The sequence below is a fragment of the Streptomyces speibonae genome (assembly GCF_984686075.1).
This window is the reverse complement of sequence record NZ_OZ480260.1, coordinates 7636841-7652468: the sequence shown is the minus strand read 5'-3', so window position 1 is coordinate 7652468 and position 15628 is coordinate 7636841. Positions and strand designations below refer to the sequence as shown.

Sequence of the window (15628 nt, the reverse complement as noted above, 5' to 3'; positions counted from 1 at the left end):
GCGCGGCGGCACCCCGCTGGCGCCGGGCTGCGCAGACACCCCCCGGCTCGCACCAACGCCCGGCACCCTGCCAACGACAGTTGCAGAACAACCCCCGCTACGACATCCCCCTCGTCGCGAAAACCAACCGCACCTTCGGACTCCCATCCCCCCGCCACCCGAACTCCGGCAGCGGACCGAAACGCACCTCGAACCCCGCCCGCGACAACGCCCGCCACACATCCCCGAACCGAACAGCCCGGTAATACATCACGAACGGCGGCCGCCACACCGCGTTCCGCACCCTCATCACCGCATCGAACCCCAGCAACATCCCGTACGCCACCGACCCCGGCCGCGGCGGCGCCACCACCGGGAAGACGAACTGTCCCCCCGGCCGCAGCACCGAGTGCACCTGAGCGAACAGTCCCGGCAGTTCACGCGGCAGAAAATGCCCGAAGGCGCCGAAGCTCACCACCAGGTCGAAGACCGGCCCGAACGGCAGCGCCCGCGCGTCCGCCCTCACCCACGACACCGGCAGCCCCTGCGGCCTGCTCCGCTCCCGTGCCACCTCCAGCATGCCCGCGCTGAAGTCCACGCCGGTGACACTCTCCCCGCACGCCTGTCGCAGCACATCGACGCCCGCCCCCGTACCGCAGCAGAGGTCGAGCCCGGAGCCGTACGGTCCCGTGCGCCGCAGTGCCGAAACCGTGGCGTCGAGGACGGAGTCCGGCGTGCGGAACGGCGTGTGGTCGAACTTCGGCGCGAGCAGGTCGTAGCCGTGTTCCACGGACGACAGTGCCTGGACGGCCAGTTCGCGCAGGCGAGGGCCTTCGGGGCTGAACATCGCAACAGCCTAGAGGAGGGCGTGGATCACCGTGGGCTCATACACGGCATGGTAGGGTGATGTCAGCACTTTCTGTACGCCCTGCTTCGGGCGTCGGTGCCAGTTCTTTTCGGGTTCGCCGTCCCGCCTGGTTTCGAGCGGCGCAGCGGCCTTTCTCATCACCTCGTCGGCCATGTCGGCCGCTCTTCCCTTCTGTGTTTCTGTCCGTCGTCCGTGAAAGGACCGGCCCATATGACCACTCCTACGGTCGCTTCCCCCACCGCCCGCCAGACTCAGGTCGTCAGCGGTGTCCTCGACATCGACGCGGGCGGGAAGGGGCACCTGCGGGGCGCGAACCTTCTGTCCTCGCCCTCCGACCCGGCCGTCTCCCCCGCCCTTCTGCGCCGCCACGGGCTGCGCAAGGGTGACCGGGTGGAGGGCGTCCGCGGTGAGCGCCGCGGCCTCGTCGACATCACCCGGGTCGAGGGGCGGACGCCCCTTCGGGGCCGACGGCATTTCCGGGACCTGACGCCGCTTCACCCGAGCGAGCGGCTGCGTCTTGAGCATCCCGCGTCCGCGCTGGCCGGGCGCGCCGTCGATCTGCTGGCGCCGGTCGGCAAGGGGCAGCGCGGGCTGCTCGTGGCCCCGCCCAAGACCGGCAAGACGGTGCTGCTTCAGCAGCTCGCGGCGGCGGTCGCCGGGAACCACCCGGAGTGCCGGCTGATGGTGGTGCTGCTCGACGAACGGCCCGAGGAGGTCACCGACATGCGGCGCTCGGTGCGCGGTGAGGTGTACGCCTCGACCTTCGACCGGCCGGCCAAGGAACACATCGCGCTCGCCGAGCTGGTCGTCGAGCGGGCCAAGCGCCTGGTCGAGGGGGGTGAGGACGTGGTGGTGCTGCTCGACTCGCTGACCCGGCTGTGCCGGGCGTACAACAACGTGGCCGCGTCCGGTGGCCGCACCCTCAGCGGTGGGGTGGACGCCTCCGCGCTGCTCGGGCCCAAGCGGTTCTTCGGTGCCGCCCGCCGGGCCGAGGAGGGCGGATCGCTCACGATTCTCGCCTCGGCCCTGGTGGAGACCGGTTCGCGTGCCGACGCGTTCTACTTCGAGGAACTCAAGGGCACTGGCAACATGGAGCTGCGGCTCAGCCGTGAGGCGGCGGCGCGGCGGCTCTTCCCCGCCGTCGACATCGCGGGCTCGGGCACCCGGCGTGAGGAACTCCTTCTCGACAGGGCGGAGTTGGCCGCCGTGCAAGGGCTGCGGCGGGCACTGGGGTCCCGGGACGCGGTGAGCGGTCTGGAGACGCTGCTGGGACGGATGCGCGAGACCCCCGACAACGCGTCCTTCCTGCGGCGCGTCCAGCCGACCCTGCTCTGACGCCGCGTGTGGCATCCGGGTGCTCGCGGGCGGGCTCCGGCCGGGGCAGCGCGGTGTTCCGGGAGGCCCTTCCTACGTTTGCGGTATGACAATCGGATTTGCTTCACGGGTTGCCGTGTCGACCTGCGCGCTCTGCACGACGGGCCTGCTGGTGCTCGCTCCCGCTGCGACCGCCGGCGTCGACCCGGGTCCGCGGGCGACGGCCGCGGCCTCGTCGCTGCTGTTCCGCCCCGGCACGCATGTCCGCCCGCGCCCGGGTGCGCCCGAGGTCCCGGATCTGACCGCCCGCGCGTGGCTCATCGCCGACGCGCGCACCGGAGAGGTGCTCGCGGCGCACGACGCACACCGCAAGCTGGCGCCCGCCAGCACCCTCAAGACCCTCTTCGCCCTCACCGTGCTGCCGATCCTGCCGGCCGGCATCCGGCACCGGGTGGAACCGGAGGAGCTGGCGGACATCGGCCCCGGCAGCAGCCTCGTCGGGGTCGCCGAGCACCGTACGTACCGTGTGTCGGACCTGTGGAACGGGGTGTTCCTCAGCTCCGGCAACGACGCCGTCCATGTGCTGGCCGAGCTCAGCGGCGGCTGGCGGGCCACGGCCCGGCGGATGCAGGCCAAGGCCCGCGCCCTGGGCGCCCGCGACACCCGCGTGAAGTCACCCGACGGCTACGACGCACCCGGCCAGGTGTCGTCCGCGTTCGATTTGGCGGTCTTCGGCCGGGCCGGGCTGCGCAATCCCGAGTTCGCGCGGTACTGCGCCCGGGAGGAAGCGCGGTTTCCCGCGCGCGACGGCGGCTCCTACGGGATCGTCAACACCAACCGGCTGCTCACCGGGGCCGACGGGGTCGAACCCTACCGGGGTCTGATCGGGGTCAAGAACGGTTACACGAGCAACGCCGGGAACACCCTCGTGGCGGCCGCCCGGCGCGACGGACGCACCCTCGTGGCGACAGTGCTCAACCCGCGCTCGGACGACGGGTTCGCGGTCTACGAAGAGGCACGCGCGCTCCTGGACTGGGGGTTCAAGGCGGCCGGACGCGTCGATCCGGTGGGGTCGCTGGACGCCTTGCGGGCCGAACCGCTGCGGGGTCCCGAGGCGGAGTCCGCCGCCGTGCCGGCCGCCCGGCGGGACGCGCCGGGCCGCCCGGTGTCCTGGACGGTCGCCGGCGCCGCGCTGCTGGGCGGCGCCGGGACGGCGCTGTATCTGCGGCTCAGATGGGGGCCCGTGGTGAAGGACTGAACGTGCTCAGAAAACGGAGAGGCCGGTGAGCGTGGTGAAGCGGTCCAGCGCGGCCACACCCGACACCGAGTTGCCCCGCTCGTCCAGCCCCGGTCCCCATACGCACACGCTGCACCGGCCCGGTACGACGGCGATGATCCCGCCGCCGACCCCGCTCTTGCCGGGCAGGCCCACCCGGTAGGCGAAGTCGCCGGCCGCGTCGTACGTCCCGCAGGTCAGCATGACGGCGTTGACCTGTTTGGCCTGGCTGCGGCTGAGCAGCCGGGTGCCGTCGGCCCGGATGCCGTGCCGGGCGAGGAACCCGGTCGCCAGGGCGAGGTCCGCGCAGGACGCGGCGACGGAGCACTGGCGGAAGTACTGGTCCAACAGGACCGGCACCGGGTTGTCGATGTTGCCGTAGGCCGCCATGAAGTGGGCGAGCGCGGCGTTGCGGTCGCCGTGCGCGTCCTCGGAGGCGGCGACGTCCAGGTCGAAGGCGAGCTCCGGGTTGCCGCTCTCCGCCCGCAGGAACGCGAGCAGTTCGCCGGACGCGTCACCGGTGCGGGTGTGCAGGCGGTCGGTGACGACGAGCGCGCCCGCGTTGATGAACGGGTTGCGCGGGATGCCGTCCTCGTACTCCAGCTGCACCAGGGAGTTGAAGGGGTTGCCGGACGGCTCGCGGCCCACGTGCTCCCACAGGGCGTCGCCCTCCCGGGCCAGGTCGAGGGCGAGCGTGAACACCTTGGTGATGGACTGCGCCGAGAAGGGCTCCCGCCAGTCCCCCACCCCGTACACCGTGCCGTCCGGTTCGGCGACGGCCATGCCGAACCGGCGCGGGTCGCAGGCCGCGAGCGCCGGAATGTAGTCCGCGGGCCGCCCGCGCCCGGGCGTCCGCTCGATCTCCTCGGCAATACGCTCCAGCACCGGCTGGAAGTTCGTCGACCCTGTCATGATCACCATTCTGACGGATGGAAAGCGCCCTGAAGGGGCGCGGGGAACTGCGCGACCAGCCCACGACGGCCCGCAGAAGACGCCTAGTGCCCCGACAGGCAACGTTCGCCCCGTCGCGACGCCCGGCACGCACTCTCGCCGCACCGGCCGAAAGCCCAAGTACGTCCAGTACGAGGACTTCCGGCCGGCACGCCGAGAGCACGCACCGGACGCCGCTCCTTGACGGGCAAACGTTGCCTGCCGCGGCACTAGCTAGGAGGCCATCCGTCCCGCTGCCGCAGGCAGCAGTGGGCGTATCTCGCCGACCGGCCGCCCCCCGCCGAGCACGCGCTCCCCCGCGAACTCCGCGAGCAGCGCCCCGTCCACCCCGGCCAGCGCCAGCGCCCGCGCGGTCACCGGGCCGCGGGCCCGGGACGCGCCGTCGGCGATCTTCACGGCGACGGCGTGGCCGTCGGGCAGGGCGGCGATCTGTACGCCCTCGTAGCCGTCCTTGGCGAGCAGGCCGGGGACGGCCCGCATCAGCGCGGCCACGTCCCGGCCGGAGCCGGAGGCCATCTCGGCGTGGGCGCGCATCGCGTCGGCCACGCGGGCCTCCGGGGTGCCGGGCGCCGCGGTGATGATCCTGGCGGCGGCACGGGCCAGACCGTGCAGGGAGACGGCGAACAGCGGCGCCCCGCAGCCGTCGACACTGACGCTGGCGACGCGCTGCCCGGTGAGGTCCTCGACGGTCGCGGCGATCGCCTGCTGGAGGGGGTGGGCGGGGTCGAGGTAGTCGTCGAGGGACCAGCCGTTCAGGGCGGCCGTGCAGAGCATGGCGGCATGCTTGCCGGAACAGTTCTGCGCGAGGCGGGACGGCGGGCGGCCCTCGCGCACCCAGGTGTCCCGGACCGCCGGGCCGAGCGGCAGGTCGGGGACGTTGCGGAGGTGGTCCTCGGTGAGTCCCGCGTGGCCGAGGATCCGCAGGGCGCCGGAGAGGTGGCGTTCCTCACCGGAGTGGCTGGCCGCGGCGAGCGACAGCAGTGCGCCGTCGAGCGGGAGTCCCGCCCGGACCATGGCGACCGCCTGGACGGGCTTGAGCGCGGAGCGGGGGTAGCAGGCGGCCTCGGTGTCGCCGAGCCGGAACCGGACCGAGCCGTCGGGGGCGAGGACGACGACGGAGCCGTGGTGGACGCCTTCCACGACGGCGCCGCGTATCAGGTGGGCGACGGGCGCGTGCCGGGGTGCGCGGATCGGGGGTGCGTCCGCGGGAGAGCTGAGGTACATCACACTGCCTGGGGTGAGTCGTGGTGGGCCGACGCGCGGCGCACGATGTCGGTGAGGGTGGTCTCGACGCGGTCGAGATGGTGGGTCATGGCCGCGACGGCGTCCGGCTCGGAGCCGTCGGCCAGTGCCTCGACGATCGCCCGGTGCTCGCGGTTGGACTGTTCGCGGCGGCCGCCGAGTTCGTTGAGGAAGGCGGACTGGCGGGCCAGCGCGTCCCGGATCTCCTCGATGACCTTGCGGAACACCGGGTTCTGGGCAGCCTCGGCCACGGCGAGGTGGAACAGGGTGTCCATCGCCACCCACGCCGTGGTGTCCGTCTCCCGTTCCATCCGGTCCAGGAGATGGGCGAGGTGGTCCAGGTTCTCCGGGGTGCGGCGGCGGGCGGCGTACCCGGCGACCGGGATCTCGACGTGCCGGCGCACCTCCATCAGATCGCTGGCCGCGTAGTCGCCGAAGGTGGGGTCCTCCACCGCGTCCGCCACGACGAAGGTGCCCTTGCCGGTCCTGGACACCGTCAGGCCCATCGTCTGCAGGGCCCGCAGCGCCTCGCGGAGCACCGGCCGTGAGACCTCGAGGGTGCGGCACAGCTCCGCCTCGGAGGGGAGCTTGTCCCCGATGGCGTACTCACCGCGCTCGATGGCGCCGCGGAGGCGGGTGAGCACCGCTTCCATCGCGCTGACGCGCCGCACCGGCCCGCTTGTCCGGCTGTCTGACAGGTTCACGTGCGCATGGTGCGGGGACGGCGGAGACGCTGTCAAGCGGGGGGGCCAGCCACACCCTGCGGCGGGGGGTCACCAGCATTCTGATATTCAAGATCTGTTCTTCATACTGTGCGCATGGCCAATCCAACGGTGCTCACAGACATCCCGCTTCCCCGCGAAGACGGCGCGGGAAGCGGACGACGGCAGGGGAAGGGGAGCGACTTCTCCGAGCTGTCACGGCGCATATCGGAAGCGGGGCTGCTCAGGCGGCGACCGCTCTACTACTCGGTGCGCTTCGGAGCTGTGGGGCTGGCGCTCGCGGGCGGGGTCGCCGCCTTCGCCGTCCTCGGCGACAGCTGGAGCCAGTTGATCGTCGCCGCCGCCCTGGCCGTGGTGTTCGGGCAGTTGGGACTGGCCGCCCACGATCTGGCCCACCGCCAGGTGTTCTCCCGCCGGCGGCCCAGTGAGATCGGCGGGCTGCTGGCGGCCAATGTGCTGCTCGGCATGAGCTACGGCTGGTGGATGAACAAGCACACGCGCCACCACGCGAACCCCAATCACGAGAAGAAGGACCCGGATGTCGCGCCCGACATCATCGTGTGGTCCCGGCGTCAGGCGCGGCAGGCCAAGGGCCCCGCACGGTTCATCGGGAAGCATCAGGCGGCGCTGTTCTTCCCGCTGCTGACGCTGGAGGGTCTCAATCTGAGTGTCAGCAGCTTCCGGGCCCTGCGCAGCCCCTCGATGAAGCGGCCGCTGCTCGAGGGTGCCCTGCTCGTCGCCCACTTCGCCGTGTACTTCGGCGGTCTGTTCCTGGTCCTCTCCCCTGGCAAGGCGCTCGCCTTCATCGCCGTCCACCAGGGTCTGTTCGGGATCTACCTCGGCTGTGTGTTCGCCCCGAACCACAAGGGCATGCCGATGATCGAGGAGGGGACCGAGCTGGACTTCCTGCGCCGGCAGGTCCTCACCTCCCGCAATGTCGACGGCGGTGTGGTGACCGACGCGTTCATGGGCGGGCTGAACCACCAGATCGAGCACCATCTCTTCCCGAGCATGCCGACACCGGCCCTGCGCGAGGCCCAGGTCATCACCGAGCGGTACTGCGCGGAGCTGGGCATCCCGTACTGCCGGACGGGGCTGTTCGCCTCGCACCGTGAGGCCCTGAGGCATCTCCGTCAGGCCGGGGAGCCGCTGCGCCGGGCCGGCAGCTGACCGGACTCAGGACCACACCACGCCGGCCAGGGCGGCGCCCGCGAAGGCGGCGCCCAGGCCGGCCGCCACGCTCGCCACGGCGTTCACGGCCGCGTAGCCGCGGGCACCGGTCCCGGCCAGGCGCAGGGTCTCGTAGGAGAAGGTGGAGTAGGTGGTCAGGGCGCCGCACAGCCCGGTGCCGAGGAACAGCCGGAGCGGGGACCCGGCCGCGCCTGCGGCCGCCGCGCCGGTGAGCAGGCCGAGGACCAGGCTGCCGGTGACGTTGACCGTGAAGGTCCCCCAGGGGAACACCGAGTCGTGCCGGGACTGCACCGCGCGGTCGGTGAGGTAGCGCAGCGGGGCGCCGACCATGGCGCCCAGCACCACGTAGAGCCAGTTCACCGCGGCTCCCCGTCCCGCGTGCCGGTTCCCCTGCCGGGGCGGATCACCTCGCAGCGGTCGAGCAGCACCAGGCCGTCGGTCATGAGCGCGTCGAGTTCCGGGAGGAAGGACCGTACGCGCTCCTCGGTGTCCACGACGACGACCGCCACCGGGAGGCCGTCGCTCAGGGACAGCAGCCGGGAGGTGTGGACCAGGGAGGACGCCCCGTAGCCCTCGATGCCGCGGAAGACACTGGCACCGGCGAGCCCGGCCGCGTGCGCCCGGTGGACGATCTCGGAGTACAGGGGCCGGTGCCGCCAGGTGTCGTTCTCTCCGACGAGCACGGTCAGCCGCAGGGCGTCCCCGGTCGGGCTTGTCATGGCTGCCTCCTGATCAGTACCCGGCGGGTCGCCGAGACCGCCGTCCATACGGCGGCCAGGGCCGTGAGCGGGGTGAGGGCGAGGTGGAGGAGTCCGGCGGCCGGGTGACCGGCGTCGAACAGGTTCCGGACGTCGACGGCGTATGTCGAGAACGTGGTGAAACCGCCGAGGACGCCGGTGCCGAAGAACGGGCGGACGAGGGGGTGGGCGGTGCGGACCTCGGTGACGGCGACCATGAACGCGCCGATGACGAAGCAGCCCAGGACGTTGACGCAGAGGATCGTCCAGGGGAAGGCGCCGGGCGGCGTCGGCCACCACAGGGTGGCAGCGTACCGGGCCGCCGCCCCCGCCGCCCCGCCCAGCGCGACGGCCGCGACGACGGGGGCCCGGGCACGGACGGTGCGGCGGGCCCGCGGGCCCTCGGTTGCCGGGTCGCTCACCGTACGTCTCCCACTCGCTCGGGATCAGCGTATCGGCGGGCGGGGACGCGCGGACTACCAGCCCTTTTCGAACAGGCGCGTCACCTCGGCGATCCGTATCTCGTCACGCCGGTAGTGCAGCCGGTCGCCGCGGCGGACGGTGCGCAGCAGGCCGAGGGAGGTGAGGAAGCGCAGGTGGGTGAGGGCCACCGGGAGGGGGATGCCGAGGCCTGCGGCGATGTCGTCGGCGGTGAGCCCGCGTTCCGCGGTGTCCGGTTCGCCCAGCCGCCTCAGGATGCGCCGCCGCGTCCCGTCGACAGGAGTCCTCAGCATGTCGTCCACCTCCGCGCCGGGCGCTCCTCACTCCGGTGCCCTCCCACTGTCCCGCGTCGGGGGCCTTCGTGTCCCGTACTGCCGGCACCTTGTCCGGGACCCAACGGCCATACGGCGCACGCCCGTTCAGTCTTCCCGCGGTTCAGCCGCCGAGCCGGACGACCCGGACGGCTCCGGCCGGGACCGCGAGGCGGCCCGCGGCGCGTTCCCCGGTCAGCAGTTCGGTGCCGGGGGTGTCCAGGGGCACCTTGGCGTCGGTGGTTGTGTGGTTGATCACGAACAGAAAGGTGCACGTCCCGCCCGTGCGGCGGACCACTTCCACGTCGCGGGGCAGGTCCGGGAACGGGGTGATCCCGGCGTCCTCGGCGGCCCGGCCCAGCAGCGCGGCGAGGCCCTCCGCGCCGAGCCGGGTGGAAACGTACCAGGCGGTGCCCTCACCCAGGCGGTGCCGGGTGACGGCCGGGCGGCCCCGGGTGAGTCCGTCGGCGTACGTCCACACGGTCTCCGCGCCCTGCGGGACCACGAACTCCGTCCAGACGTCGGCGTCGAGTCCGGGGACGCCGGGGCCGGTCAGGCGGACGCGTTCGCCCTGGAGCAGGGGGGAGAACTCCTCGACGGTCAGGCCGAGGACGTGGCGCAGCGCGCCCGGGTAGGGGCCGTCGTGCACGGCGTCGTGTTCGTCGACGATGCCGGAGAAGTACGACACGACGAGGGTGCCGCCGCTCTCGACGTATCCGCTGAGGTTGTGCCCTGCCGCCTCCGTCATCAGGTAGAGGGCCGGGACGACGACCAGGGGATACCTCGACAGATCGGCTTCGGGACGGGCGAAGTCGACGGTGAGGTGGTGGTCGTAGAGGGCCTCGTACCAGGCGTCGGCGCGTTCGCGGGCGTCGTGGTCCTCGCTGGGCCGCCAGTCGAGGTTCTGAGCCCACCAGGACTGCCAGTCCCACAGCACGGCGACGTCGGCCTCGGTGCGGGTGCCCCGGACCGGCGCCAGCGACCGTACGGCGGCGCCGAGTTCGGTCACCTCCCGGAAGACGCGGGTTCCGGTGCCGCCGTGCGGCAGCATGGCGGAGTGGAACTTCTCGGCACCGCGCCGGGACTGGCGCCACTGGAAGAACATCGCACCGTCGGAGCCGCGGGCGATGTGCGCGAGGGAGTTGCGGGCCATCTGGCCGGGGGCCTTGGCGGGGTTGCGGGGCTGCCAGTTGACGCCCGAGGTGGAGTGTTCGAGCAGCAGCCAGGGGGCGCCGCCGGCGACGGAGCGGGTGAGGTCCGCGGCCATGGCGAGGTTGACGTGGGTGCGGCGGCCGTCGGTGATCAGGTAGTGGTCGTTGGTGACGAGGTCGGCCTCGCGGCCCCAGGCCCAGTAGTCGACGGAGTCGCACTGGCTGAGGGCGGTCATGAAGTTGGTGGTGACCGGGACGCCGGGGGCCAGGCGGTGCAGGATGTCCCGCTCGGCGGTGAAGTTCTCGCGCATGGTGGCGTCGGCGAACCGCCGGTAGTCGAGGGCCTGGGCGGGATTGCCGACCGTGGGGGTGGCGCGCGGCGGGTCGATCTCCTCGAAGGAGGCGTAGTGCTGGCCCCAGAACGCCGTGCCCCACGCCTCGTTGACGGCCTCGACGGAGCCGTGGGCCGCCGCCAGCCAGCGCCGGAAGTGCGCGGCGCACCCGTCGCAGTAGCAGGCGGAGACGGGGACGCCGTACTCGTTGTGGACGTGCCACATCGCGAGTGCCGGGTGGTCGCCGTAGCGTTCGGCGAGCCGGGTGGTGATGCCCGCTGCGGCGGCCCGGTAGTGGGGGTTGCTGTGGCAGATGGCGCCGCGGGAGCCGAACGCCAGGCGTACCCCGTCCGCGGTGACGGGCAGCGCGTCGGGGTGTGCGCGGTAGAACCAGGCGGGCGGCACCACGGTGGGCGTGCCGAGGTCGACGCGGATGCCGCCCTCGTGCAGCAGGTCCAGGGTGCGGTCGAGCCAGCCGAAGTCGTACGCGCCGGGTGACGGTTCGAGCAGGGCCCAGGAGAAGATCCCGACGCTCACCATGGTGACGCCGGCCTCCCGCATCAGCCGTACGTCCTCCTCCCAGACGTTCTCCGGCCACTGCTCGGGGTTGTAGTCCCCACCGAAGGCGAGCCCGGTGAGGCCTCTGGGGGTGGTCTCCGGCATGGTTTCTCTCCCCAAGTGCTCGATGTTCTGAGAACGTGCACACACCGATTCGGCGGCGCAAGGTCAACATAACCCCACAGTCTCAACCATTGACAAGTGTCCGATCTGTTTCTCTACTGTGAACGCTCACAGAAGGAGCGCGAACGCCGCGGAGGCGAGCCGCGCAGGGTGCAGCCGGCCTTCGCACGAGGCGGGGGCCCAGGTCAGAGGAGAGATCCATGCCGTACACGAAGCGCCGTCGCCTCGTGCGTTCCGCCGTCGCCGTCACGCTCGGCGCCACCGCACTCGCCGCCTGCGGCTCCTCGTCCGACGACGGAGAGGCCGGCTCGGGCCCGGTCTCGCTGACGTACTGGACCTGGACCCCCGGCATGGACAAGGTCGTGGACCTGTGGAACAAGGGGCCGGGAAAGAAGGAGCAGATCACCGTCACGGTGAAGAAGCAGGCGTCCGGCGACACCCTGGTCACCAAGATCCTCACCGCGCACAAGGCCGGCAAGGCGCCCGACCTGGTGCAGGCCGAGTACCAGGCGCTGCCCACGCTGGTGAGTCATGACGCGCTGGCCGACATAGGCGACAGCGTGGGCGACGCGAAGAGCAGGTTCGCCGACGGCGTCTGGCAGCAGACCACGCTCGGCACGGACGCCGTCTACGCGGTGCCGCAGGACATCGGGCCGATGATGTTCTACTACCGCGAGGACCTGTTCGAGGAGTACGGCCTCACCGTCCCGGCCACCTGGGACGAGTTCGCCGAGACGGCGCGCGCACTGAAGAAGAAGGCCCCGGACAAGGACCTGACCACCTTCTCCGCCAACGACTCCGGGCTCTTCGCGGGCCTCGCCCAGCAGGCCGGCGCGCAGTGGTGGACCACCTCCGGCGACCGGTGGAAGGTCGGCATCGACGACGCGGCGACGCGGAAGGTCGCCGAATTCTGGGGCGGCCTGGTGGCGGAGGGCGCCGTCGACAACCAGCCCATGTACACCCCGGCCTGGAACAAGGCGCTCAACACCGGGAAGCAGATCGCCTGGGTGAGCGCGGTGTGGGCGCCGGGCACGCTGACCACGGCGGCGCCCGACACCAAGGGCAAGTGGGCCATGGCCCCGCTCCCCCAGTGGAGCGAGGGCGAGAGCCGCACCGGAAGCTGGGGCGGTTCCTCCACCGCGGTGACCACGGACTCCGGGAACAAGGAGGCCGCCGCCAAGTTCGCCGCCTGGCTGAACACCGACGGTGAAGCGCTCAACGCGCTCGCCAAGGAGAGCGGCATCTACCCCGCCTCCACCTCGGCCCAGCTCAGCGGCGCCTTCAGCAGCCCGCCGGAGTACTTCTCCAACCAGCCCGACTTCTACCGCAAGGCCGCCGAGATCGCGGAGACCACCGCGCCCTCCGCGTGGGGGCCGAACGTCAACGTCGCGTACACGACGTTCAGGGACGCCTTCGGTGCCGCCGCGAAGAACAAGTCGGACTTCACCGCCGCCCTGGCCACCATGCAGCAGGACACGGTCGCCGACCTGAAGAAGCAGGGCTTCGGGGTCGCGGAGTGAGGTCCCGCACCCGTCGGACACCGTACGGGGCCGAGCGGGCCCCGTACGCGTTCCTCGTCCCCGCCGCCGCTCTCTTCCTGCTGTTCTTCGCGCTGCCCATCGGGTACGCCGTCTGGCTCAGCTTCCGCAAGGTTCAGGTCTCCGGCCTCGGGCTCGGGGCCGGCGCCCGCGAGGAGGTCTGGGCCGGCCTGGAGAACTACACCGGCGCCCTGTCCGACAGCGAGCTGCTCGCCGGCGCGCTGCGCGTGCTCGGGTACGGCTGCATCGTGGTGCCGGTCATGCTGGGGCTCGCGCTGCTGTTCGCGCTGATGCTGGACTCCGAGAAGGTGCGCCTCGCCCCCGTCACCCGGCTCGCGATCTTCCTGCCGTACGCCATTCCCGGCGTCGTCGCGGCCCTGCTGTGGGGCTTTCTGTACCTGCCGGACGTGAGCCCCTTCCACTTCGTGCTCGACCGGCTCGGTCTGCCGCGGCCGGACCTGCTGGACGGCGGGCCGCTGTACCTGGCGCTGTCGAACATCGCGGTCTGGGGCGGCACCGGCTTCAACATGATCGTCATCTACACCGCGCTGCGGGCCATCCCCGCCGAGGTGTACGAAGCGGCGAAGCTGGACGGTGCCACGCCGCTGCAGATCGCGCTGCGGATCAAGATCCCGATGGTGGCGCCCTCGCTGGTGCTGACCTTCTTCTTCTCGATCATCGCGACGCTCCAGGTGTTCAGCGAACCGACCACCCTCAAGCCGCTCACCAACTCCGTCTCCACCACCTGGAGTCCGCTGATGAAGGTTTACCAGGACGCCTTCGGCAACGGCGACATCCACGCGGCCGCCGCCCAGGCGACCGTCATCGCGCTCGCCACGCTGGTGCTGTCCTTCGGGTTCCTGCGGGCCGCGAACCGGCGATCCCGGCAGGAGGCCGCACGATGAGCTCCCTCACCCTGCGTCCGGCCGCACCCGCGGCCGCCACTGCCCGGGGCCCGGCGCGGCGCCGCCGGATCGCCCTGGTCCCGACCGTGACCCTGCTGCTCGGCGCGGTGTACTGCCTGCTGCCGGTCGCCTGGGTGGTCGTCGCGTCCACCAAGTCGGGCTCGGAGCTGTTCTCCACCTTCACCTTCTGGCCAGGCACCGGCTTCACCGACAACCTCGTGGACCTCAACGCCTACCGCGACGGCGTCTACTGGCGGTGGATGGGCAACTCCGCCCTGTACGCCGGTCTGGGCGCGCTGCTGTCGGCGTGCGTGTCGGCGATCAGCGGCTACGCACTGGCGGTCTACCGCTTCCGGGGCCGGGAGTCCCTGTTCAACGTGCTGCTGGCGGGCGTCCTGATGCCACCGGTGATCCTCGCCGTCCCGCAGTACCTGCTGCTGGCGAAGGCGGACCTCACGGACTCCTACCTGTCGGTGCTGCTGCCGCAGATCCTCTCCCCGTACGGCGTCTACCTCGCGCGGATCCACGCCACCGCCGCGGTACCCGCGGAACTGGTGGAGGCCGCGCGGATGGACGGCGCGGGCGAGTGGCGGATCTTCACCCAGGTCGCACTGCCGATGATGGTGCCCGGGCTGGTGACGGTCTTCCTGTTCCAGTTCGTCGCGATCTGGAACAACTTCCTGCTGCCGTACATCATGCTCAGCGACGACGAGAAGTTCCCGATCACCCTCGGTCTGTACACCCTGCTGGAACAGGGCGCCAGCACGCCCGCGCTCTACACCCTGGTGATCACGGGCGCTTTCCTCGCGGTGGTCCCGCTGGTGGCGCTGTTCCTGGTCATCCAGCGGTTCTGGAGTCTGGATCTGCTCTCCGGGGCCGTAAAGTCGTGACCATGAGCAGCACGGGGGGCAGGCGCAAGCCACCGACGATCCATGACGTGGCGCGCGAGGCCGGGGTCTCGCGCGGCACCGTCTCGCGCGTGCTGAACGGCGGGCACTACGTCAGCCCCGCCGCGGCGGACGCGGTCAACGCGGCGATCCGCAAGACGGGATACGTCGTCAACCGGCACGCCCGCTCGCTCATCACCGGTCGTTCGGACTCGGTGGGCTTCCTGCTCACCGAGCCCCAGGAGCGGTTCTTCGAGGACCCCAACTTCAATGTCCTGCTGCGGGGCTGCACCCAGGCGCTGGCCGCGCACGACATTCCGCTGCTGCTGATGCTGGCCGGCACGGACGGCGAGCGGCGGCGCATCACGCGGTACATCACCGCCGGGCACGTGGACGGGGTGCTGCTGGTCTCCAGCCACTCCGGTGACCCGGTGGCCGAGGAACTGCGCGCGGCGGGCGTGCCGCTGGTCGCGTGCGGGAAGCCGATCGGGCTGGGCTCGAAGGTGAGTTACGTGGCCGCCGACGACCGGGACGGCGCGCGGGACATGGTGCGGCATCTGCTGGCGCTGGGCCGGCGGCGGATCGGTGTGGTGACCGGTCCGCCGGACACCCCGGGCGGTGTGGAGCGCCTGGCCGGTTACCGGGAGGTGCTCGCCGAGGCGGGCGTCGAGGCCGACGAGCGGCTCGTCGTCTCCGGCGACTACAGCCGGGCCAGCGGTGAGGCGGGCGCCGAACTGCTGCTGGCCCGGGCCCCGGACGTGGACGCCGTGTTCGTCGCCTCCGACCTGATGGCCCAGGGCGTGCTCACCGCGCTGCACCGGGCCGGGCGCCGGGTGCCCGAGGACGTCGCGGTCGGCGGCTTCGACGACTCCCCCGCGGCCGTGTCCGCGAGCCCCGCACTCACCACGATCCGCCAGCCGTGGGACCGCATCAGCACGGAGATGGTCCGGGTGCTGCTGGCCCAGATCGGCGGTGAGGACCCGGCGGCGGTGATCCTGCCCACGGAACTGGTGCGTCGTGACTCCACGTGAGCGGGGACGGGCCTGTCCGACGGGGTGGTACGCCTCGTCACCGTGCGTTCATTGAAAGTGGAACAAGTGTT

General features: G+C 71.8%; 17 protein-coding genes. 7 read left to right on the top strand and 10 right to left on the bottom strand.

The annotated features are described in order from the left end of the window. Window positions 1-97 precede the first annotated feature (97 nt). Both AC5L3C_RS34105 and AC5L3C_RS34100 read right to left on the bottom strand, forming a co-directional pair. Window positions 98-826: a class I SAM-dependent methyltransferase gene (locus tag AC5L3C_RS34105; RefSeq protein ID WP_493652960.1), complete on the bottom strand. Its 729-nt coding sequence runs from the start codon at window positions 824-826 to the stop codon at window positions 98-100. Between the two features lie 9 nt (window positions 827-835). Then, a complete protein-coding gene (locus AC5L3C_RS34100) occupies window positions 836-1000 on the bottom strand; it encodes a hypothetical protein (protein ID WP_493652959.1) in 165 nt (54 codons plus the stop codon). Window positions 1001-1057: 57 nt separating this feature from the next. On the opposite strand from AC5L3C_RS34100, the gene rho reads away from it, so the two are divergent. Together rho and AC5L3C_RS34090 are read left to right on the top strand one after the other, a co-directional pair. Next, window positions 1058-2182 (top strand): transcription termination factor Rho, encoded by a 1125-nt coding sequence (gene rho / locus AC5L3C_RS34095; protein ID WP_493652958.1) that lies wholly within the window; start codon window positions 1058-1060, stop codon window positions 2180-2182. Window positions 2183-2267: 85 nt separating this feature from the next. Beyond that, window positions 2268-3419 carry a D-alanyl-D-alanine carboxypeptidase family protein gene (locus AC5L3C_RS34090; protein ID WP_493652957.1) on the top strand — a complete coding sequence of 384 codons (1152 nt, stop codon included), beginning with the start codon at window positions 2268-2270 and terminating at the stop codon, window positions 3417-3419. Window positions 3420-3425: 6 nt separating this feature from the next. Here the strand turns inward: AC5L3C_RS34090 and AC5L3C_RS34085 are convergent, their stop codons facing one another. From AC5L3C_RS34085 to AC5L3C_RS34075, 3 genes are all read right to left on the bottom strand, one after another. Continuing rightward, the gene (locus tag AC5L3C_RS34085) at window positions 3426-4358 is read right to left on the bottom strand and encodes a glutaminase (protein WP_493652956.1); all 933 of its coding nucleotides are present in this window, start codon (window positions 4356-4358) and stop codon (window positions 3426-3428) included. Between the two features lie 243 nt (window positions 4359-4601). Next, complete coding sequence (locus AC5L3C_RS34080; protein WP_493652955.1) at window positions 4602-5612, bottom strand: asparaginase; 1011 nt, start codon at window positions 5610-5612, stop codon at window positions 4602-4604. Next, window positions 5612-6283: a FadR/GntR family transcriptional regulator gene (locus AC5L3C_RS34075; RefSeq protein ID WP_493654141.1), complete on the bottom strand. Its 672-nt coding sequence runs from the start codon at window positions 6281-6283 to the stop codon at window positions 5612-5614. Before AC5L3C_RS34075 ends, AC5L3C_RS34080 begins: the two co-directional genes overlap by 1 nt. A 165-nt stretch (window positions 6284-6448) precedes the next feature. Here AC5L3C_RS34075 and AC5L3C_RS34070 point away from each other — a divergent pair, with 165 nt between their 5' ends. After that, the gene (locus tag AC5L3C_RS34070) at window positions 6449-7522 is read left to right on the top strand and encodes a fatty acid desaturase family protein (protein WP_493652954.1); all 1074 of its coding nucleotides are present in this window, start codon (window positions 6449-6451) and stop codon (window positions 7520-7522) included. Between the two features lie 6 nt (window positions 7523-7528). Here AC5L3C_RS34070 and crcB (AC5L3C_RS34065) read toward each other — a convergent pair whose 3' ends face one another. The 5 genes from crcB (AC5L3C_RS34065) to AC5L3C_RS34045 form a co-directional block, all read right to left on the bottom strand. Beyond that, window positions 7529-7903, bottom strand: coding sequence for a fluoride efflux transporter CrcB (crcB, locus tag AC5L3C_RS34065; protein ID WP_493652953.1), 375 nt, complete (start codon window positions 7901-7903; stop codon window positions 7529-7531). Next, entirely contained in the window at window positions 7900-8262 is a 363-nt protein-coding gene (locus AC5L3C_RS34060) for a DUF190 domain-containing protein (RefSeq protein ID WP_493652952.1), read from the bottom strand. Before AC5L3C_RS34060 ends, crcB (AC5L3C_RS34065) begins: the two co-directional genes overlap by 4 nt. After that, on the bottom strand, window positions 8259-8702 hold the full coding sequence (gene crcB, locus AC5L3C_RS34055) for a fluoride efflux transporter CrcB (RefSeq protein ID WP_493652951.1): 444 nt from the start codon (window positions 8700-8702) through the stop codon (window positions 8259-8261). The genes AC5L3C_RS34060 and crcB (AC5L3C_RS34055) overlap by 4 nt, the downstream gene beginning before the upstream one ends. 54 nt (window positions 8703-8756) lie before the next feature. After that, window positions 8757-9014 (bottom strand): ArsR/SmtB family transcription factor, encoded by a 258-nt coding sequence (locus tag AC5L3C_RS34050; RefSeq protein WP_493652950.1) that lies wholly within the window; start codon window positions 9012-9014, stop codon window positions 8757-8759. A gap of 142 nt (window positions 9015-9156) precedes the next feature. Continuing rightward, the gene (locus tag AC5L3C_RS34045; RefSeq protein WP_493652949.1) at window positions 9157-11178 is read right to left on the bottom strand and encodes a beta-galactosidase; all 2022 of its coding nucleotides are present in this window, start codon (window positions 11176-11178) and stop codon (window positions 9157-9159) included. Between the two features lie 218 nt (window positions 11179-11396). On the opposite strand from AC5L3C_RS34045, the gene AC5L3C_RS34040 reads away from it, so the two are divergent. The 4 genes from AC5L3C_RS34040 to AC5L3C_RS34025 are packed head-to-tail and all read left to right on the top strand — an operon-like array spanning window position 11397 to window position 15557. Then, complete coding sequence (locus AC5L3C_RS34040) at window positions 11397-12716, top strand: ABC transporter substrate-binding protein (protein WP_493652948.1); 1320 nt, start codon at window positions 11397-11399, stop codon at window positions 12714-12716. Then, on the top strand, window positions 12713-13639 hold the full coding sequence (locus AC5L3C_RS34035; protein ID WP_493652947.1) for a carbohydrate ABC transporter permease: 927 nt from the start codon (window positions 12713-12715) through the stop codon (window positions 13637-13639). Before AC5L3C_RS34040 ends, AC5L3C_RS34035 begins: the two co-directional genes overlap by 4 nt. Continuing rightward, the gene (locus AC5L3C_RS34030) at window positions 13636-14529 is read left to right on the top strand and encodes a carbohydrate ABC transporter permease (RefSeq protein ID WP_493652946.1); all 894 of its coding nucleotides are present in this window, start codon (window positions 13636-13638) and stop codon (window positions 14527-14529) included. The genes AC5L3C_RS34035 and AC5L3C_RS34030 overlap by 4 nt, the downstream gene beginning before the upstream one ends. Beyond that, on the top strand, window positions 14526-15557 hold the full coding sequence (locus AC5L3C_RS34025; protein ID WP_493652945.1) for a LacI family DNA-binding transcriptional regulator: 1032 nt from the start codon (window positions 14526-14528) through the stop codon (window positions 15555-15557). The genes AC5L3C_RS34030 and AC5L3C_RS34025 overlap by 4 nt, the downstream gene beginning before the upstream one ends. Window positions 15558-15628: the final 71 nt, after the last annotated feature.

Bases quoted from the DNA above. Each gene is read 5' to 3' on its own strand.
- AC5L3C_RS34105 (WP_493652960.1), bottom strand. From the start codon at position 826: ATGTTCAGCCCCGAAGGCCCTCGCCTGCGCGAACTGGCCGTCCAGGCA.
- AC5L3C_RS34100 (WP_493652959.1), bottom strand. From the start codon at position 1,000: ATGGCCGACGAGGTGATGAGAAAGGCCGCTGCGCCGCTCGAAACCAGG.
- rho (WP_493652958.1), top strand. From the start codon at position 1,058: ATGACCACTCCTACGGTCGCTTCCCCCACCGCCCGCCAGACTCAGGTC.
- AC5L3C_RS34090 (WP_493652957.1), top strand. From the start codon at position 2,268: ATGACAATCGGATTTGCTTCACGGGTTGCCGTGTCGACCTGCGCGCTC.
- AC5L3C_RS34085 (WP_493652956.1), bottom strand. From the start codon at position 4,358: ATGGTGATCATGACAGGGTCGACGAACTTCCAGCCGGTGCTGGAGCGT.
- AC5L3C_RS34080 (WP_493652955.1), bottom strand. From the start codon at position 5,612: ATGTACCTCAGCTCTCCCGCGGACGCACCCCCGATCCGCGCACCCCGG.
- AC5L3C_RS34075 (WP_493654141.1), bottom strand. From the start codon at position 6,283: ATGGAAGCGGTGCTCACCCGCCTCCGCGGCGCCATCGAGCGCGGTGAG.
- AC5L3C_RS34070 (WP_493652954.1), top strand. From the start codon at position 6,449: ATGGCCAATCCAACGGTGCTCACAGACATCCCGCTTCCCCGCGAAGAC.
- AC5L3C_RS34060 (WP_493652952.1), bottom strand. From the start codon at position 8,262: ATGACAAGCCCGACCGGGGACGCCCTGCGGCTGACCGTGCTCGTCGGA.
- AC5L3C_RS34050 (WP_493652950.1), bottom strand. From the start codon at position 9,014: ATGCTGAGGACTCCTGTCGACGGGACGCGGCGGCGCATCCTGAGGCGG.
- AC5L3C_RS34045 (WP_493652949.1), bottom strand. From the start codon at position 11,178: ATGCCGGAGACCACCCCCAGAGGCCTCACCGGGCTCGCCTTCGGTGGG.
- AC5L3C_RS34040 (WP_493652948.1), top strand. From the start codon at position 11,397: ATGCCGTACACGAAGCGCCGTCGCCTCGTGCGTTCCGCCGTCGCCGTC.
- AC5L3C_RS34030 (WP_493652946.1), top strand. From the start codon at position 13,636: ATGAGCTCCCTCACCCTGCGTCCGGCCGCACCCGCGGCCGCCACTGCC.